Genomic DNA, 15,181 nt, shown 5'->3' on the forward strand with positions numbered 1-15,181 from the left:
TGGATCACGCGGCGACGGCCGACAGGTCGCCGCCGTCGCGGTCCGGGTTGGCGTCCAGGTCTTCCGCCAGCCCATCATCCTCCGCCAGGTCCACCCTGCCGCCGCGCTGGCGCGGATCGTGCAGGCTGCGCCAGGCTTCGTAGATCAAGCCGGGATCCTCGTTGCGCAGGCGCGCAGCATCGGACAGGATGCGGCGCCAGCGGCGCGCGCCCGCCTGGCCATTGACCAGGCCCAGCAAGGGCCGCACGAGAATGCGCAGCGGCACGCCGCGGGCGACCTGGCCGGCGGCATAGCGCGTCATCGCATCCACCACCTGGGCATCGCCGGGCAGGCGCACCGAGGGCCACAGCTGGCGCGAAATTTCCGACAGCACGCGCGGGGTGTGCCAGGCCGCCCGGCCCAGCATCACGCCGTCGAAGCGCGCCAGCGCCTGCAAGGACGCGTCGGCCCGGTCCAGGCCTCCGTTGAGCACCACCTTGCAATCGGGAAAGTCCTGCTTCAGGCGCAGGGCGGCGTCGTAGCGCAAGGGGGGAATCTGGCGGTTGTCCTTGGGCGAGAGGCCCTTGAGCACGGCATTGCGGGCGTGGACGATGAAAACCCGGCAGCCCACGTCATACAGCTTGCCGACGAAGTCGCGCACGAAACCATAGGACTCGTCGTAATCCAGGCCCAGCCGGTGCTTGACCGTCACGGGCACGTCGACGACATCCTGCATGGCCTTGACGCAATCGGCGACCAGGTCGGGCTCGGCCATGAGACAGGCGCCGAACGCGCCGCGCTGCACACGCTCGGACGGGCAGCCGCAATTAAGGTTGATCTCGTCATAGCCCCATTGCTGCCCCAGGCGCGCGGCCGGGGCCAGCGCGTCCGGCTCGCTGCCGCCCAGTTGCAGGGCCACGGGGTGTTCCGCCGCGTCGAAATCCAGATGGCGCGCAACGTCCCCGTGCAGCAAGGCACCGGTGGTGATCATCTCGGTGTAGAGGCGCGCGTGGGGCGCCAGCAGGCGGTGGAAATAGCGGCAATGCCTATCCGTGACATCGATCATCGGAGCGACGCACAGCCGCCAGTCGGGAGCAGACACAGGAAATCGTCCAGGAAAAATATGGGCGTATTTTACGTCCTGGGCCCTGGAGCCGGCCGGCGGTAGTCTAAAATTGCGCCGCCAGCCCCGTCCGCCGGGGCATTACCTCACTCCGACACGCTCCGATGGCTGTATTCACGACCGTAACCGACGACGATGCCCGCGACCTTCTGCAGGGCTACCACCTTGGCGAATTGGTATCGCTGCGCGGCATTACGGCAGGCATCGAGAACACGAATTACTTCCTCACCACCACTGGCGGCGAGTACGTGTTGACGGTTTTCGAGGTGCTGACCTATGAGCAACTGCCGTTCTACATAGAACTGATGCACTTGCTGGCCGACCGCGGCGTACCGGTCCCGCAGCCGCAAACGCGGCGCGACGGCAGCCGCCTGACCCGCCTGCACGACAAGCCCTGCGCCATCGTCAGCCGGCTGGATGGCGGTTACGAGCCGGCCCCGGGGGCGGAGCACTGCCGCCTGACGGGCGCCACGCTGGCGCGGGCGCACCTGGCGGCGCGCGATTTCTCGATGCACCAGCCCAATTTGCGCGGCCTGGCTTGGCAACTGGAAACGGCGCCCACCGTGCGTCCGTTCCTGGACGCGGAACAGGATGCCCTGTTGTCCCGCACCCTGGACGAACTGCAGCGCCTGTCCACCACGCCGGCGTGGCAGGCCCTGCCCGCCGGCCCATCGCATTGCGACCTATTCCGCGACAACGTGCTATTCACCGGCACCTTCGAGGCGCCCCGCATGGGCGGCTTCATCGATTTCTATTTCGCCGGGTGCGACAACTGGCTGTTCGACGTGGCCGTCAGCGTCAACGACTGGTGCATAGACCGCGCGAGCGGCGAGATCGTGCCGGAACTGGCGCGCGCCTGGCTGCAAGCCTACGCGGAGGTTCGCCCCTTCAGCGCGGAGGAGCGCCAGTTCTGGCCGGTGATGCTGCGCGCGGCGGCCGTGCGCTTCTGGATCTCGCGCCTCTATGACTTCTACCTGCCGCGCCCGGCCCAGACGCTCAAGCCGCACGACCCCCGCCACTTCGAAAGAGTGTTGCAGTCGCGCCACCGCGTGGTCCCGGAGGCCTTGCCGGTCGTCAACCTGGCCCCATAATTAGGCTACATATCCATCACTCAGGCAGCGTAAGTCCGACACATGCAAGCAGCAGCCCTTCCCGCGACCGCCGGCTGGCAATGGGCCCGCGACGGCTTTCGCCTGTTCATCCGCCAGCCACTCCCCCTGTTCGCGTGGGCGCTGGCCATCAGCCTGATGGTCCTGTTCGCGACGTACACCCCGCCCATCGGCCCCCTGTTCTTCGTCGCCCTGATGCCGGTGGTGACCTTGATGACCCTGTCCGCCTGCAAGCACATCGAGGCCGACCGCACCATGCTGCCGTCGATGTGGCTCAAACCGCTGCAAAAGCCGGGCGTGTTCAAGAAGCTCATGATCATGGGCCTGTGCTATGCCGGCCTTTGCCTGCTGGCGGGCTTCGTGGCGTTCATGCCCTTCGCCGACGCCCTGACCGAAGGCGTACGGGCGGCTTCGGTCACGCAGGACGTGACGCCCTTCCTGATGGCCGTGCGCGGGCCGCTACTGGTCTTCGCGATCCTGTACATCATCATCGCCGCCCTGTTCTGGCACGCACCGGTGCTGGTCGCCTGGCATGGGGTGCGCCTGGGTCAGTCCCTGTTCTTCTCCGGCATCGCCTGCTGGCGCAACAAGTGGGCCTTCCTCGTCTACGGGCTCACCTGGGTCGCCGCCTTTCTCGCCATCAGCTATTGCGGCGACCTGCTGGTCGGCCTGGGCCTGCCCAAGCACCTGGTCGGCATCCTGCAGATTCCCGTCAATATCGCGGCGGGCGGCGTGCTCTACAGCAGCTTCTATCCGGCCTATACCTCCGTTTTCGATATCAACAACGCCAGCCTTCAGTTCGACAACGGACACGGCACGCAGGCATAGGGCCAGCCGGCGCGGTGGCAGACCCGCCACCACCTTGACGACCCGGTTGTCGCCGTCCAGGAAAAACAGGTCCAGCGGATACCGCATGCCCAGCGTATGCACCGCCCTGCACGGTTGCAGCCATACGCCCAGCGCGCCTCGCGGCGGCCGCCGCCCGGCCAGGCCGCGCCGGCGAGCGCACCAGCGCCGCAGGGGGTGCACGCGTAAGCGGGTCATTGCAGCGGGCTCATTGCCGCGGGCTCATTACGGCGGATTCACTGCAGCGCGCCGCGCAATTGCACGACGATAGGAAAGCCCAACACCACGAAGGTGCAGGGAAAGATACACACCAGCAGCGGCAGCAACATCTTCACCGGCGCCCGCATGGCCAGGCGCTCGGCATGCTGAATGCGTTCGGCGCGGCGCTGTTCCGCCTGTGCGCGCAGGATGGGCCCCAGGCTCATGCCCAGGCTGTCGGCCTGCGCCAGTGCGGTGACGAGCACGCGCACGCCGTACAGGTCCGTACGGACGGCCCAGGCGCGCAAGGCATCCAGCCGCGCCATGCCGGCCCGCATGTCTCCCAGCGCCCATTGCAGTTCGTCGCGCAGGGGACCGGGCGGCCCATGCTCGACCGCCCGCTGCAACGCCCCCTGCAAATTCAGGCCGGCCTCGACGCATAGCGTCGCCATGTCCAGCAGAAAGGGCAACTCCTTATCCATGCGCCTGGCGCGCGTGCGCGCCCGGGCACGCAGGGTATGCGTCGGCAGCAGAGCGCCCAGGACAGCGCCCCCCAGGCTGGCGCCGGCCAGTTGGGCGCGGCTGGCCGGTGCCAGCCAGCAGGCGGCCAGCAGCAACGCGACAACGGCCACGAAGGCCGCGCAAAGATAAGCGACCGCCGTCACGTGCGCAGGCGTCAGCAGCCGTTCCAGGCCCGTGCGTCCGAGCAGCCGGCGCAGCCGCCCCCGGCGGCGCCAGGACAGGTAAAGCCAGCCACTGCGCACGATGCCATCCAGCCAGGGCCAGGCCGCGCGCCACAGCGGCGGCAGGCCCGGCCTGCCCTCGCGCCCCTGCCCCAGGGGCGACCACAGCGGCCACAACAAAGGCCGCAGCCAGTCGCGCAGCAGCCACGCCAGGCAGCCGGCGCAGACCGCCGCCGCGAGCGCAGCGAGCGCGATCACCGCGCCCTCCTTTCCGTCCTGCCGTCGCGTTCCATCCCGCCTCTCCGTCTGTTCAGATGTCGATGTCCACGATGCGCCGTATCCACCAGACACCGACGACCTCCAGCGCCACCAGGAGCGCCAGGACCGACAGGCCTGGCGTCGTGCGCCACAGCGGCTGCATCGATACAGGGTCCAGGTAGGCGAGGATCGCCACCATGCCGGGCGCCAGCAGCCCGACCACCCACGCTTGCAGGCGCCCTTGCGCCGTCAGTGTCAGGACGCGATCGCGCAACTGTTGCCGGCTGCGCAGCAAGGCGGCGATACGGTCCAGGGTTTCGGCGAGGTTGCCGCCACTGTGCGCCGCGATGCGCAGCGCGGACGCGAGCAATCCCGTTGCCTCCGAGGGCAGGCGCGCCTGGAGGTTGCCCAGCGCCGCGTCGAAGGACAACCCCAGCCGCTGCTCGCGCAACATGAGCCCGAACTCCTGCGCGAGCGGCGGCGCCGAATGATCGACGACATGCCGCAGCGCGCCGGGCACGCTGGCGCCGGCCCGCAGGCCGGCGGCCAACGCAAGCAGCGTATCCGGCAACTGCGCATCGAAACGCGCATGGCGCCGGCGCCGCAGGTGGGCGATGAGCAGGTGCGTCGCCCGTATGGGCGCGACACCGCCCGCCGCGGCCAGCACCAGGCTGCCGGCGACGGCATAGAGCAGGCCGGCGCACGTCACGCACAGCAGCACATTGGCGGTCCAGAGCTGGCGGGCGTCAACGAAGAGGAAGACCTCGCTGAGCCGCATTCCCGCCTCATCGGTGTAGACCCGCCGATACCGCGCCAGCGCCGCGGCAAACCAGCCATAGCTGAGGCAGCACGCCAGCGCCACGCACAGGGCCGCGCCGGCGGCAATGGCCCACAACATCATGCCAGCCTCCCGATCGCGCCCGGCGCCGGCCGCGCGCTGCGGCGATCGAACAGGCAGGCCTGCGGCCCGCGCCCTTCCTCGCGCCAGCGCTCCACGAAGCGCGGCGCCAGCGCGCAGCCCTGGAAATAACCTGGTCCGCTGCGATCGAAACGAAATATCTCCTGGGTCTGGATACAGCCGCTTTCCATGCCGGTGATTTCCGTGATGGAGGTAATCACGCGGCGGCCATCGGCCAGGCGCGCCTGCTGCACGATGATATGGATGCTGGACGCGATGTGCTCGCGCACCGCGGCCAGCGGCAGGTCCATGCCCGCCATCAATATCATGGTTTCCAGGCGGCCCAGGGCGTCACGCGGGCTGTTGGCATGCAAGGTCGTCATCGAGCCTTCATGCCCGGTGTTCATCGCCGCCAGCATGTCGAAGGCTTCGGCGCCGCGGCACTCACCGACGACGATGCGGTCGGGACGCATGCGCAGCGCGTTGCGCACCAGGTCGCGGATGTCGACGCGGCCCCGTCCTTCCTGGTTGGCGGGTCGCGCCTCCAGGCTGACCAGGTGGGCATGATGCAGGCGCAGTTCGGCCGCATCCTCGATCGTGACGATGCGCTCGTCATCGGGAATGGCGTTCGACAGGATGTTCAGCAAGGTGGTCTTGCCCGAGCCGGTACCTCCGGCCACCACCAGGTTCACCTTCTCGCGCACGCACATCGTCAGGAACTGCATCATCGCCATGTCGAGCGAGCCTATGCGTTGCAGGTCCTCCATCGTCAGCGCATGACGGGGGAATTTGCGTATGGTCAGGCATGCGCCCTTCAAGGCGATAGGCGCCACCACCGCGTTCACCCGCGAGCCATCAGGCAGCCGCGCATCCACCATGGGTGCGCTTTCATCGATACGCCGGCCGATGGGCGCGACGATTCTTTCGATGACGCCCAACACCGCCTGTTCGCTGCTGAAGACAGCCCCATGGCGCGACAAACGGCCCTGGCTTTCGATATAGATCTCATCGTGGCGATTGACCATGATTTCACTGATGGCGGGATCCTCCAGCAGCGGGGACAGCGGCCCCAGGCCCACGGCCTCGTCCAGAACCTGGCGCAGCAAGGCTCGACGGTCCGCGCGCGGTGGCAGGCACGCATCCTCGCGTACGAGGTCCTCCAGCAGGCGCTGGGCTTCGCTGCGCAACATCGCATCGCTCATCCTTGCGACATCGCGCCGGCGCAGGTCGAGGGCATCCAGCAAGGCCGCATGCAGGCGCTGGCGATGCGGCAGCATGTCGTCCGGCGCATCGTTCCGCCTGTCTTCCTGCCCGCCGTCCTGGGCATGGTCACGCGCGAGGCCCCGGGCATCGTCGTGACCATCGACCTTGCCGTCGTCATCCTGCGCGCACCCCGTGGCGGCGGCCTGGCCGGTCGCGGCGGCCGTGCCGGGCGGCGGTACTTCCCCGGCCGTGGCGGGATGCCCGAGCAGGCGCACGCGTATCAGGCAAGGCCCGACCAGGACCTCGTCGGCGGGCCCCAATCGACCGTGCTGGGCGATGCGCTGGCCGTTGACCAGCGTGCCTGCGAGAGACCCCAGGTCGTCGATCACGACGCCCATGGCCACCACCGACAGGCGGGCGTGCTCCCGCCCCACCCTCCAATGACGTATCCGTACGTCGCAATGCGACGCCCGGCCCACCAGCACGGGGGATCGGCCCGCACCAGCCGGTTCGTGCCGTCGTCGAAATGCAAATCCAGTTCCAACATGGCTGCCTCAAGGTAGATCGATCGGATAAGACGCGGCGTAAGGGTCGCGAACCTGGGCGTGCGACGCCTCACCCTCGGCCCCCGCCCCCGTCCCGGCCTGGGCCCGCCTGGTATCCCACTGGGAGCCGTCGCCGCGAAACGGGTCCCACTGCCGCGACGGCGCCACGCCGGCATAAGGCGCCAGCAGGCGCGGCGCGGTGTCGAATGACTCCCGCAATACGGCCTGCCCGCGCCTGATGGTCTCGCGCATGCCCGGATCCAGCCCCGACACCACCGTCGGCGTCACGAAAATGGCCAACTCCGTCTCCTGGAGCTCATCGCGGCGGCTGCCGAACAACCCTCCGATCCACGGCAGTTCGCTCAGCATGGGCAAGCCCGCCGTGGCGCGTATCTTGTTCCTGGACAGGAAGCCGCCTATGACCAGCGTGTGGCCGGAGCGCACGTTGAACTCCGTCACGGCCCGCCGCGTCTTCAGCGCGGGACCGGCGGCCGACGGCAAGGTCGCATCCACCGAACTGGCCTCGACCTCGATGCGGGATCGGACCGCGCCGCTCGCGGCAATGGAAGGCGTGATGCGCAAGGAAACGCCATAAGGCTTGAACATGGTCTTCGCCTGACCATTGCGGTCCGTGGTCGCGTAGGGCACCTCTCCCCCCGCCAGGAATTCGGCGGTGGCGCCGCTGCGCGCCAGCAATTGGGGCTGCGCCAGGATCACCGCGTCGCCGGATTGCGCCAGCAGGTTCAGGCGTGCCCCCAGCACGGCATTCAAGCCCACGTAGCCGGTCAGGGGCGCCGAACGCAAGGGCACGGCCAAGGGGGCGGCACCGGGCCGGCCTTGCAGGCGGCCGCTGGAAACGGCGTCCAGGCCGGCGCCCACGTGCAAGCCGCCTTCGGTGGCGCCATCCCAACGCAGGCCCAGTTCCGACAGCCGCGTGCGCGGCAACTCGACCACCTGCACATCCAGTTGGACCATGCGGTCCCATCCGACCTTGCCGGTGAAGTCCAGGACCTGGGGATAGCGCTGCGCCAGCGCCGCGACCCGTTCCTGGTCCGCATCGCTCAGGTCGTTGCCTTCGATCACGACATGCTCGCCAACCGCGATGCCGCGCGCGCCCGGAATGCGCGCGAGCAAGGTGTCGATTTCCGCCCGGGCGCTGCGCGTGCCCGCCGGCAGGACGCGCAAGTGGTAGGCGCTGCGCCGGCCGGCGGCCCATACGTGCAGCGAAGACTCGCCCGCCGCGCGCGCGAACACGATGACCTCGCGCCCGTCCGCGGCCAGTGCCTGCAAGACCTTGCCATCGCCCACCGCCACCCGCGTGACGCCCCGGTGCGAGAGCACGCGGGTTTCGCCGGCCAGCATGTCGAGGATCCGCGGCGCCTCGACCGGTCCCTCGACATGAGCCACGCCGGCGCCGTCGGCATGAACCACCGGACAGGCCGCCAGGGTTGCGCACAGGATGCGGCCGGCGCCCGCCATGATGGCACCGCCAAGACGTCCGCTGGGGTTCATGGCCGGTCTCCTGCCTGGGTGCGCTGGCCGCGCCGCGCCCGGCTGACCAGCCCCTTGGGCAGGGGCGTGTCGAACAGCCCTCCTGGCGCCCCCCGCGCATCGTCCTCCCCGCCAGGCTCTTCGCTTCCCACCTGGTCCCCGTAGAGGATGGACACCACGGGCGTGGACCGTTCCGGCGGCAGGCCCAACAACCCGGCCAGGTCTCCCCGAGCGGCCACGGTGGCGGTCTGGTCATCCCGGTGGTGGCGCAAGATGGCGGTGATGGTGCCGTCCAGGCGCGCGGCCACGAGCTTTACGGCGTCCTCCGGCCCCGCATCCAGGGTAATGGTCGAATACGATGCCCCATCCCCCTCCTGGGCGCCCGCGGGACCCGCATCCCCGTCCGGACCGGCCTGTCGTCCCGTCGCCAGCACCCGCACGCCTTGCAGCAAAGGCGCGGTGATGCGCCGGCGCTGATGCTCGAACGATACGTACAGGTCCAGCAGGTCCCCGGCCTGCAGCATGCCGGATAGGGAATTTATGTCATCCACCGGTATCGTGATGGCGCGCCGGCCGGTGGCCACGCGTCGCGAGAGCGCCTGCGGGCCGGCGCTGGTCAGGTGCACCGCGAGCAAGGGCTCGCCGGCGCGCAAGCCATGCGTCAACACGCTGCCGCTGACGTCGGCTATGCCTTCCGGCGGTACGCTGCCGCTGGCCGCCCACGTCCGCGGAACATCCCGCACGGCAAGATGATCCGCGTCGATGGGCGTGCCCGCTTCCAGGTCGTGGGCGGCGACCAGGCGCGGCACGGTGGGCAGGCGCAGGTCGGCTTCGATCTGTGCGATACGGCCCTGGATATGATGGCGCGCGGCCCATGCCGACAGCAGGCCGGCGGCAAGGGCGATGACCGCCATGAGCCAGCGTTGACGGAAGACAAAATGCGCCATGGCTGCCTACTCCTGGCTATCCAGCACGGTGACGATGCCGCTGCCGGCCTGGTGCTCGACCACGACGATGAACAGCTGGGCCTTCCCCTTGGCCCAGCTGACCGGCCACGCCGCTACCGGCTCGCTGGCTTGCCAGCCATCGCGCAGCAGTGCCGCGCGCAGGCGCGGCCGCAAATCGGCGGGCAAGGCGCCATGCGTCCATACCTGCTGCACGCCGACATGTCGCACTTCCCGCCACCGGACGTCGAAATGCAGCCGCGCGCCTTCCGGCCGCCATGGCGTCGTGGAGACGTCGCCGGCGGGCTGCTCCAGGGGCAACCGGGACAAGGTGCCCTGGGTCCAACCATGCCCGCTGTCCGTCAGCCGCGCCGACCAATGGAACGCGGCGTCCATGCCCGACAACACCACGAGCCCGGGTGCCACCAACAAATCGCGCAGCGCCGGCACCTGGGTCGAAAGCCATTGAGCGATCTCCTGGATGTCGCCTGGCGCCTCGAATATCCATCCCGTCATCGCCTGCCCCTGCACCTGGAGCTGCGCCCCCATCGACAGATAGCGCCCCCCGGGCGGCAATGTCGGCGGCGCAACCGCCGACGCGGCCGCCAATGACCGCGATGGGGGCGCCACCGCGGGCGCCACCGCAGGCGCCACCGCGTGCGCCTGCGCGACTTGCGCCACCGACGCGTCGCCGGACAGGGCCACGTCGCAGATAAGCGCTGCCCGCAGGAACATGAGCCATCCCCTTTTCATCGCGCTCGTCCGCTTGCGCGCAACACACCGAGCCCGGCAGGCGCCTTGCGCCGTACGCCAAGACGTTCCGCCGGCAGCAGATCCGCCCAGCGCGACAACCAATCGAAATCGGGCGCCGCCCGCCCCCATCCCGCATCGATGCGGCCCAATGCAAGAGCGACCCGGCGTCCGGCCCGGCGGGTACGATCCGCGACGCGACGCCACGCGACCCGGTTGTCCGCGATCCGGGCCTGCGTTTCGCGGTCCCCGGCCGCATGCCCCGCCCCGCCGATGAGGGCCGTATGCCGTCGCAACAGCCCCGCGCTTGCCGCCGCGCTTGTCCCCGATGCGTGCCTGGCGGCCCGGGCGCTTGCTTCCACGATAAGCAGGCCATCCCCCGCCATGCCCCAATCCCGCCTCAGCGCGGCCGTGGCGGCGCCACCAGGCATGGAGAAGCCCGTGGACGCGCGCGCCACGGCGCCGCCGCCCGGGATTGCGGAACGCACACCGGATTCCTCGCCCCGCGCGGCCAGGAAGGCCAACAGGCGGCTGGCATGCGCGGCGCGCAATCCGTGCCCATGCCATTCCCCCAGCAGCGCCACGCTCGCCAGCAAGGACAGCAGCAGCGCCATGACCAATCCCGTTTCCACCAAGGCGAAACCGCCTTGCCGCCGCGCATCACCGTTCATCGGTGGCCTCCGCCGAGCGGACTGCCTTGTGCCCCTGTCTGCGCGCGCCACGCGCGGCGACCAGATGGGCCTGCCAATACGGACGGAACAAGGTGGCGATTTCCTCGCGTCCATCATCGCGCGGCCGCGGCCGCGCGAAATAGGCCTCCGCGGCGCTGGTCACGGTCACATGCTCGCCTGGCGCCAGCCCGGCATAGGCATAGCGCCCTCCGGCGTGGGAAGCACCGCTTCCCGCCAGCGCGGGCAGGAGTTCCGCCGGCTGGCGCACGACGATTTCGAAACCCGCGGGCTGGCCAGCCCGGCCCAAGGGCACTTCCGCATAGGCGGCCATGCCACGTCCGTGCCAACGCTGGCGTTGTTGGCTGGCATAGGCATAGGCCAGCGGATTGCCGCGGCCGTTCAGCAAATCCCAGCCGGCATTCTCCTGAACCCAGCGCCAGAAGCTCTGCCGGGAAAAATCTGCCGGCGCGTGTGGCAAGGAGACTTCCCGGTCGGTCTGGCCAGGGTTGCGCACCTTGCCCCAGCCCATCGCGTACTCGCGGTAGTAGCAGCCTATGTACTTGTTGGACCGCAAGGCATGATGCGACTGCGTATCGACCGACTCCCACGTGCCCTCGCGGGTCAAGGACGTGCCGCCCAGGCGCCGCAACTGATGACGCAGCGTCGGACAGCGGAGGCTGACCGGCCAGGGGTTGAGCGCCAGGCCCCGGCGCGGCCCAAGGAAGGCATAGCGATCGGTGGCGCGCAAGACCATGGCGCGGAAGGTTCCGCCGCGCCGACCTGAATAACGCTGCACGAATCCAGGCCAGCGGTCCTGGACGAAGGCCAGCGCCAGGCGGTCGCGCCGGCTCGGCGGGCCCAATGCGGGCAGCGGCCATTCGGGATAGTTGGCGCTCAGCACCGTGCGCATGGCCTGTTGCCGCGTCTCGGGCAAGTCGCGCAGGACGGCCCGCGCGGCACTGGACAACACGTCGTGCACCAGCGCATCGTGACGCGCATGGGCATCGGCGAAGTGAGCCAATGCGCCGGATACGCTCTCGATGCGGGCCGCGCTGGCATAAGCCATGGCATGGGTGGGGCCGTAGAACATCGCGATCAGCATGCCGGGAGGATTGCCCCGACGTAAGCGCGCCGCCTCGTTCTGGCCGAACTGCGCCCAGCTGGCCAAGGTGGCGATATGCGCCAGAGCGATCTGGTGAGCGGCCTGCGTACGGTTGATATAGGCCAGCAGGTTCAGCGCCCGCGCCTGAACCAGCGCGCCGCTGTACGCGGCGGCGTCGGCCGCATGGGTCAGTCGCACGCGGGCGGCGGCGGTATTGCCGTGATCGTGCAAGACCACCAGCGCCAGGACGCCGGCCGACACCAGGCCCAGCGCCAGCGGCAAGGCATGACCGCGCGCCCGCTTGTTCACTGCCCGCCTCCGGCGGCGGCGTTGCCGGTAAAGGACTTGAGCGTTTTCTCCTTGGCCTGGCTGTTGGCCTTGACCGCGGCCTTCTGTGCCTTGCCGCTGGCCTCCTTGCCGCTTTCGCCGGCCAGTTCGCGCGCCATCGCCGCGGTCTGCGCGCGCAGCACCTGCCCAAACAACTGATAGACCGCGATGGCTGCCACCGCCACCAAGGCGACGACCACCACATACTCCGTCATTCCCTGCCCGAGCTGCGCCAACCGGCGGCGTACGATCGAACGCGCCCGCGCGGCCGGCGTGCCCTCAGGCAAATGCCGGATCGCGTGCGCTTGCGACGGCGTAGCGCAATGCCCCCGAACGTAATCGGTGATTGGAATAGGTCCCCACATGAGAGTCCCCTGAAGAAATGGAAGGGACTTCAGTGTGGGCGCGTCGGCAGCCGCCCGCTATCCGCAAATACCGACGTGGCCAAAAGAATCCGGGCAGCGAACGCTTATCGTGCGGCCTCCCCGTTGCAACGCCCGCGACCGCCGTTTCAAGCCGCTATCGCTGGCCGCATCGCCGGCATCAGCGCTGGTAGCATCAAGCGGCGCCCGTCGCGGCGACCCGCGACCGCCGCAAGATCACCGGAATGGATTTCGAGGTCGGCGTGTTCGACACGTCCCCCACGCTGTCCAGCGGCACCAGCGGATTGGTCTCGGGGTAATAAGCCCCCAGGCAACCAGGCGGAATGTCGTATTCCACGAGCAGGAAGCCATCCGCGCGCCGCTCCACCTCATCGTCCCATACGGTGAAGATGTCGACGCGCTCGCCGGCCCGCAAGCCCATGCGCGCCAGGTCGGCCGGATTGATGAACAGCACGCGCCGCTGGCCGAAGACGCCGCGATAGCGATCGTCCAGCGCATAGATCGTGGTGTTGTACTGATCATGCGAGCGCGTCGTCATCAGCACCATGACGTCGTCGCCATGGCGCTGCCGAGCCCAATTTATGGGCGTATCCGTCTCGATCCGCGCCACGATGAAATTGGCCTTGCCGCTCGTCGTCTTCCACTCGCGCTCGCGCGACGCCACGCGCAGGTGGAAGCCGCCCGGCTGCGCGATGCGCCGGTTGTAGTTTTCGAAGCCTTCGCACACGGCCTCGATGGCATCCCGGATGCTGGCATAGTCGTCCGCGTAGTACAGCCAGTCGACCTTGGCGCTGCCCAGCGTGGCGTGCGCCATGCGCGCGACGATGGCCGTTTCCGACATCAGGTTGGGCGAAGCGGGCTTGTTCATGCCGTAGGACACATGCACCATGCTCATCGAATCCTCGACCGTGACCCCTTGCGCCACGCCCCCGCGGATATCGATCTCGGTGCGCCCCAGCGTGGGCAGGATCAGCGCCTCCCTGCCATGCACCAGATGGCTGCGATTCAGCTTGGTGGTGATGTGGACCGACAGCGCGCACCGGCGCAAGGCCTCCCACGTCCGTGGCGTATCCGGGGTGGCCATGGCGAAATTTCCGCCCAGTCCGATCAACACCTTGACGCGCCCGTCCTCCATCGCCTCGATGGTTTCGACCACGTCATATCCGTGCGCGCGGGGCGGATCGAAATCGAAGACGCGGCCCAGGCGATCCAGGAAGGCCGGGGTCGGCTTGTCCTCGATGCCCACCGTGCGATTACCCTGGACGTTGGAATGCCCGCGCACCGGACACAGGCCGGCGCCTTCGCGCCCGATATTGCCGCGCATCATCATCAGGTTGGACAGCATCTGGATGGCGGCCACCGAATTCTTGTGCTGGGTGAGCCCCATCCCCCAGGTGGCGATGACGCGCTTGCCGGCCACGTAGATCGCCGCGAGGTTCTCGATCGCCTCGCGCGACAATCCCGATTCGCGCTCCAGCGGCGCCCACGCCTGCGCGCGCAGATCCGCCGCGAACGCCTCGAAGCCCGCGGTATGCGCCAGGATGAAATCCATGTCCAGCACCCGTTCCGCCCCAGCCGCCCGCGCGGCATCATCCAGTTCGAGCACCCGCTTGGCCACGCCCTTGATCAGGGCGAAGTCGCCGCCCACGCGCGGCTGCACGAAGGTCGTGGCGATGCGCGTGCCGGACATCGTCAGCATTTCCAGCGGACTCTGGGGATCGGCGAAGCGCTCCAATCCTCGCTCGCGCAAGGGATTGATGGACACGATGGCCGCGCCCCGGCGGGCGCATTCGCGCAACTCGCCCATCATGCGGGGATGGTTGGTGGCCGGATTCTGGCCAAAGATCAGCAAGGTATCCGCGTGTTCGAAATCGTCCAGCGTGACCGTGCCCTTGCCTATGCCCACCGTGCCCGGCAAACCGCGGCTGGTGGCCTCGTGGCACATGTTCGAGCAGTCGGGGAAGTTGTTGGTCCCGTACATGCGGACCATCAATTGATAGAGAAACGCGGCTTCGTTGCCGGTGCGGCCAGACGTATAGAAAGCGGCCTGGCCGGGATCCTCCAGGCCCTTGAGATGGCGTGCTATCAGCTCGAAAGCCCCTTCCCAGGCGATGGGCACATAACGGTCGCTCGCGGCATCGTAGACCATGGGATCGGTCAACCGGCCATGCTGTTCCAGTTCGTAGTCGCTTTGCGCCATCAGTTCGGCGACCGTATGCCGCGCGAAGAATTCGGGCGTTACGCGCTTGGTGGTAGCCTCCGCCGCCACCGCCTTGACGCCGTTCTCGCAGAACTCGAATGTCGACGCATGTTGTCGATCCGGCCACGCGCAGCCGGGGCAGTCGAAACCGTCCGGCTGGTTCTGGCGCAGCAAGGTGCGGTAGTTGCCGCCAGCCACCTTTTCCTTGATCAGGTTGACGGCGACCGCCTTCAGCGCTCCCCAGCCGGCGGCCGGATGGTGGTAGGGAACGATGCGCGCCTTCTTGTTCAGAGTATCCATGCCGGGGAGTCTATGCCTGGGGTCCATGTTTGAATTCCTGGTGACGCCGCCCCACGGCCTCGCGTGCGACGTCGTCGGACGCAAGCGTAAGCGCGCGCAACGGCATGCTGGGTGTACACCTGCGCCGTCTAAAAAAGAGCACAGTTGCCAGGACCAGCTTAGAATCCTGAA

Annotated in this window: 12 protein-coding genes and 2 pseudogenes; 2 read left to right on the plus strand and 12 right to left on the minus strand. The window is 68.6% G+C overall.

The features are described 5' to 3' along the window. Nucleotides 1-4 precede the first annotated feature (4 nt). Nucleotides 5-1,081 carry a tRNA dihydrouridine(20/20a) synthase DusA gene (dusA, locus tag C7R54_RS03930; RefSeq protein WP_129148853.1) on the minus strand — a complete coding sequence of 359 codons (1,077 nt, stop codon included), beginning with the start codon at nt 1,079-1,081 and terminating at the stop codon, nt 5-7. 125 nt (nt 1,082-1,206) lie between these two features. Between dusA and C7R54_RS03935 the strand changes: the two genes are divergently transcribed. Together C7R54_RS03935 and C7R54_RS29135 are read left to right on the plus strand one after the other, a co-directional pair. After that, complete coding sequence (locus C7R54_RS03935; protein ID WP_129148854.1) at nt 1,207-2,193, plus strand: homoserine kinase; 987 nt, start codon at nt 1,207-1,209, stop codon at nt 2,191-2,193. A 42-nt stretch (nt 2,194-2,235) separates the two neighbouring features. Beyond that, the gene (locus tag C7R54_RS29135; protein ID WP_240039360.1) at nt 2,236-3,039 is read left to right on the plus strand and encodes a BPSS1780 family membrane protein; all 804 of its coding nucleotides are present in this window, start codon (nt 2,236-2,238) and stop codon (nt 3,037-3,039) included. Between the two features lie 9 nt (nt 3,040-3,048). Here the strand turns inward: C7R54_RS29135 and C7R54_RS29470 are convergent. The 11 genes and pseudogenes from C7R54_RS29470 to C7R54_RS03990 form a co-directional block, all read right to left on the minus strand. Beyond that, a pseudogene (locus C7R54_RS29470) lies at nt 3,049-3,255 on the minus strand (DUF192 domain-containing protein); the annotation flags it as partial. 38 nt (nt 3,256-3,293) lie between these two features. Continuing rightward, complete coding sequence (locus tag C7R54_RS29030) at nt 3,294-4,196, minus strand: type II secretion system F family protein (RefSeq protein WP_129148855.1); 903 nt, start codon at nt 4,194-4,196, stop codon at nt 3,294-3,296. 52 nt (nt 4,197-4,248) lie between these two features. After that, nucleotides 4,249-5,097: a type II secretion system F family protein gene (locus C7R54_RS03950; protein ID WP_240039361.1), complete on the minus strand. Its 849-nt coding sequence runs from the start codon at nt 5,095-5,097 to the stop codon at nt 4,249-4,251. After that, nucleotides 5,094-6,844: pseudogene (locus tag C7R54_RS03955) on the minus strand (ATPase, T2SS/T4P/T4SS family). The gene C7R54_RS03950 and the pseudogene C7R54_RS03955 overlap by 4 nt, the downstream one beginning before the upstream one ends. 7 nt (nt 6,845-6,851) lie before the next feature. Continuing rightward, complete coding sequence (locus C7R54_RS03960) at nt 6,852-8,354, minus strand: type II and III secretion system protein family protein (protein WP_240039362.1); 1,503 nt, start codon at nt 8,352-8,354, stop codon at nt 6,852-6,854. Beyond that, nucleotides 8,351-9,280, minus strand: coding sequence for a Flp pilus assembly protein CpaB (cpaB, locus tag C7R54_RS03965; RefSeq protein WP_129148857.1), 930 nt, complete (start codon nt 9,278-9,280; stop codon nt 8,351-8,353). The genes C7R54_RS03960 and cpaB overlap by 4 nt, the downstream gene beginning before the upstream one ends. A gap of 6 nt (nt 9,281-9,286) precedes the next feature. After that, nucleotides 9,287-10,012, minus strand: a complete 726-nt coding sequence (locus C7R54_RS03970) for a hypothetical protein (RefSeq protein ID WP_129148858.1) — start codon at nt 10,010-10,012, stop codon at nt 9,287-9,289. Nucleotides 10,013-10,026: 14 nt separating this feature from the next. Continuing rightward, on the minus strand, nt 10,027-10,698 hold the full coding sequence (locus C7R54_RS03975; protein WP_129148859.1) for a hypothetical protein: 672 nt from the start codon (nt 10,696-10,698) through the stop codon (nt 10,027-10,029). Continuing rightward, nucleotides 10,688-12,109: a hypothetical protein gene (locus tag C7R54_RS03980; RefSeq protein WP_240039363.1), complete on the minus strand. Its 1,422-nt coding sequence runs from the start codon at nt 12,107-12,109 to the stop codon at nt 10,688-10,690. The genes C7R54_RS03975 and C7R54_RS03980 overlap by 11 nt, the downstream gene beginning before the upstream one ends. Beyond that, nucleotides 12,106-12,342 (minus strand): hypothetical protein, encoded by a 237-nt coding sequence (locus C7R54_RS03985; RefSeq protein WP_192903581.1) that lies wholly within the window; start codon nt 12,340-12,342, stop codon nt 12,106-12,108. The genes C7R54_RS03980 and C7R54_RS03985 overlap by 4 nt, the downstream gene beginning before the upstream one ends. 343 nt (nt 12,343-12,685) lie before the next feature. Then, on the minus strand, nt 12,686-15,010 hold the full coding sequence (locus C7R54_RS03990; RefSeq protein ID WP_129148860.1) for an FdhF/YdeP family oxidoreductase: 2,325 nt from the start codon (nt 15,008-15,010) through the stop codon (nt 12,686-12,688). Nucleotides 15,011-15,181: the final 171 nt, after the last annotated feature.

It is taken from the genome of Achromobacter aloeverae (genome assembly GCF_004121055.1).
Classification (GTDB): Bacteria; Pseudomonadota; Gammaproteobacteria; order Burkholderiales; family Burkholderiaceae_B; genus Bordetella_C; species Bordetella_C aloeverae.

Bases quoted from the DNA above. Each gene is read 5' to 3' on its own strand.
- C7R54_RS03990 (WP_129148860.1), bottom strand. From the start codon at position 15,010: ATGGATACTCTGAACAAGAAGGCGCGCATCGTTCCCTACCACCATCCG.
- C7R54_RS03970 (WP_129148858.1), bottom strand. From the start codon at position 10,012: ATGTTCCTGCGGGCAGCGCTTATCTGCGACGTGGCCCTGTCCGGCGAC.
- C7R54_RS29135 (WP_240039360.1), top strand. From the start codon at position 2,236: ATGCAAGCAGCAGCCCTTCCCGCGACCGCCGGCTGGCAATGGGCCCGC.
- C7R54_RS03960 (WP_240039362.1), bottom strand. From the start codon at position 8,354: ATGAACCCCAGCGGACGTCTTGGCGGTGCCATCATGGCGGGCGCCGGC.
- C7R54_RS03935 (WP_129148854.1), top strand. From the start codon at position 1,207: ATGGCTGTATTCACGACCGTAACCGACGACGATGCCCGCGACCTTCTG.
- C7R54_RS03985 (WP_192903581.1), bottom strand. From the start codon at position 12,342: ATGACGGAGTATGTGGTGGTCGTCGCCTTGGTGGCGGTGGCAGCCATC.
- C7R54_RS03975 (WP_129148859.1), bottom strand. From the start codon at position 10,698: ATGAACGGTGATGCGCGGCGGCAAGGCGGTTTCGCCTTGGTGGAAACG.
- C7R54_RS03950 (WP_240039361.1), bottom strand. From the start codon at position 5,097: ATGATGTTGTGGGCCATTGCCGCCGGCGCGGCCCTGTGCGTGGCGCTG.
- cpaB (WP_129148857.1), bottom strand. From the start codon at position 9,280: ATGGCGCATTTTGTCTTCCGTCAACGCTGGCTCATGGCGGTCATCGCC.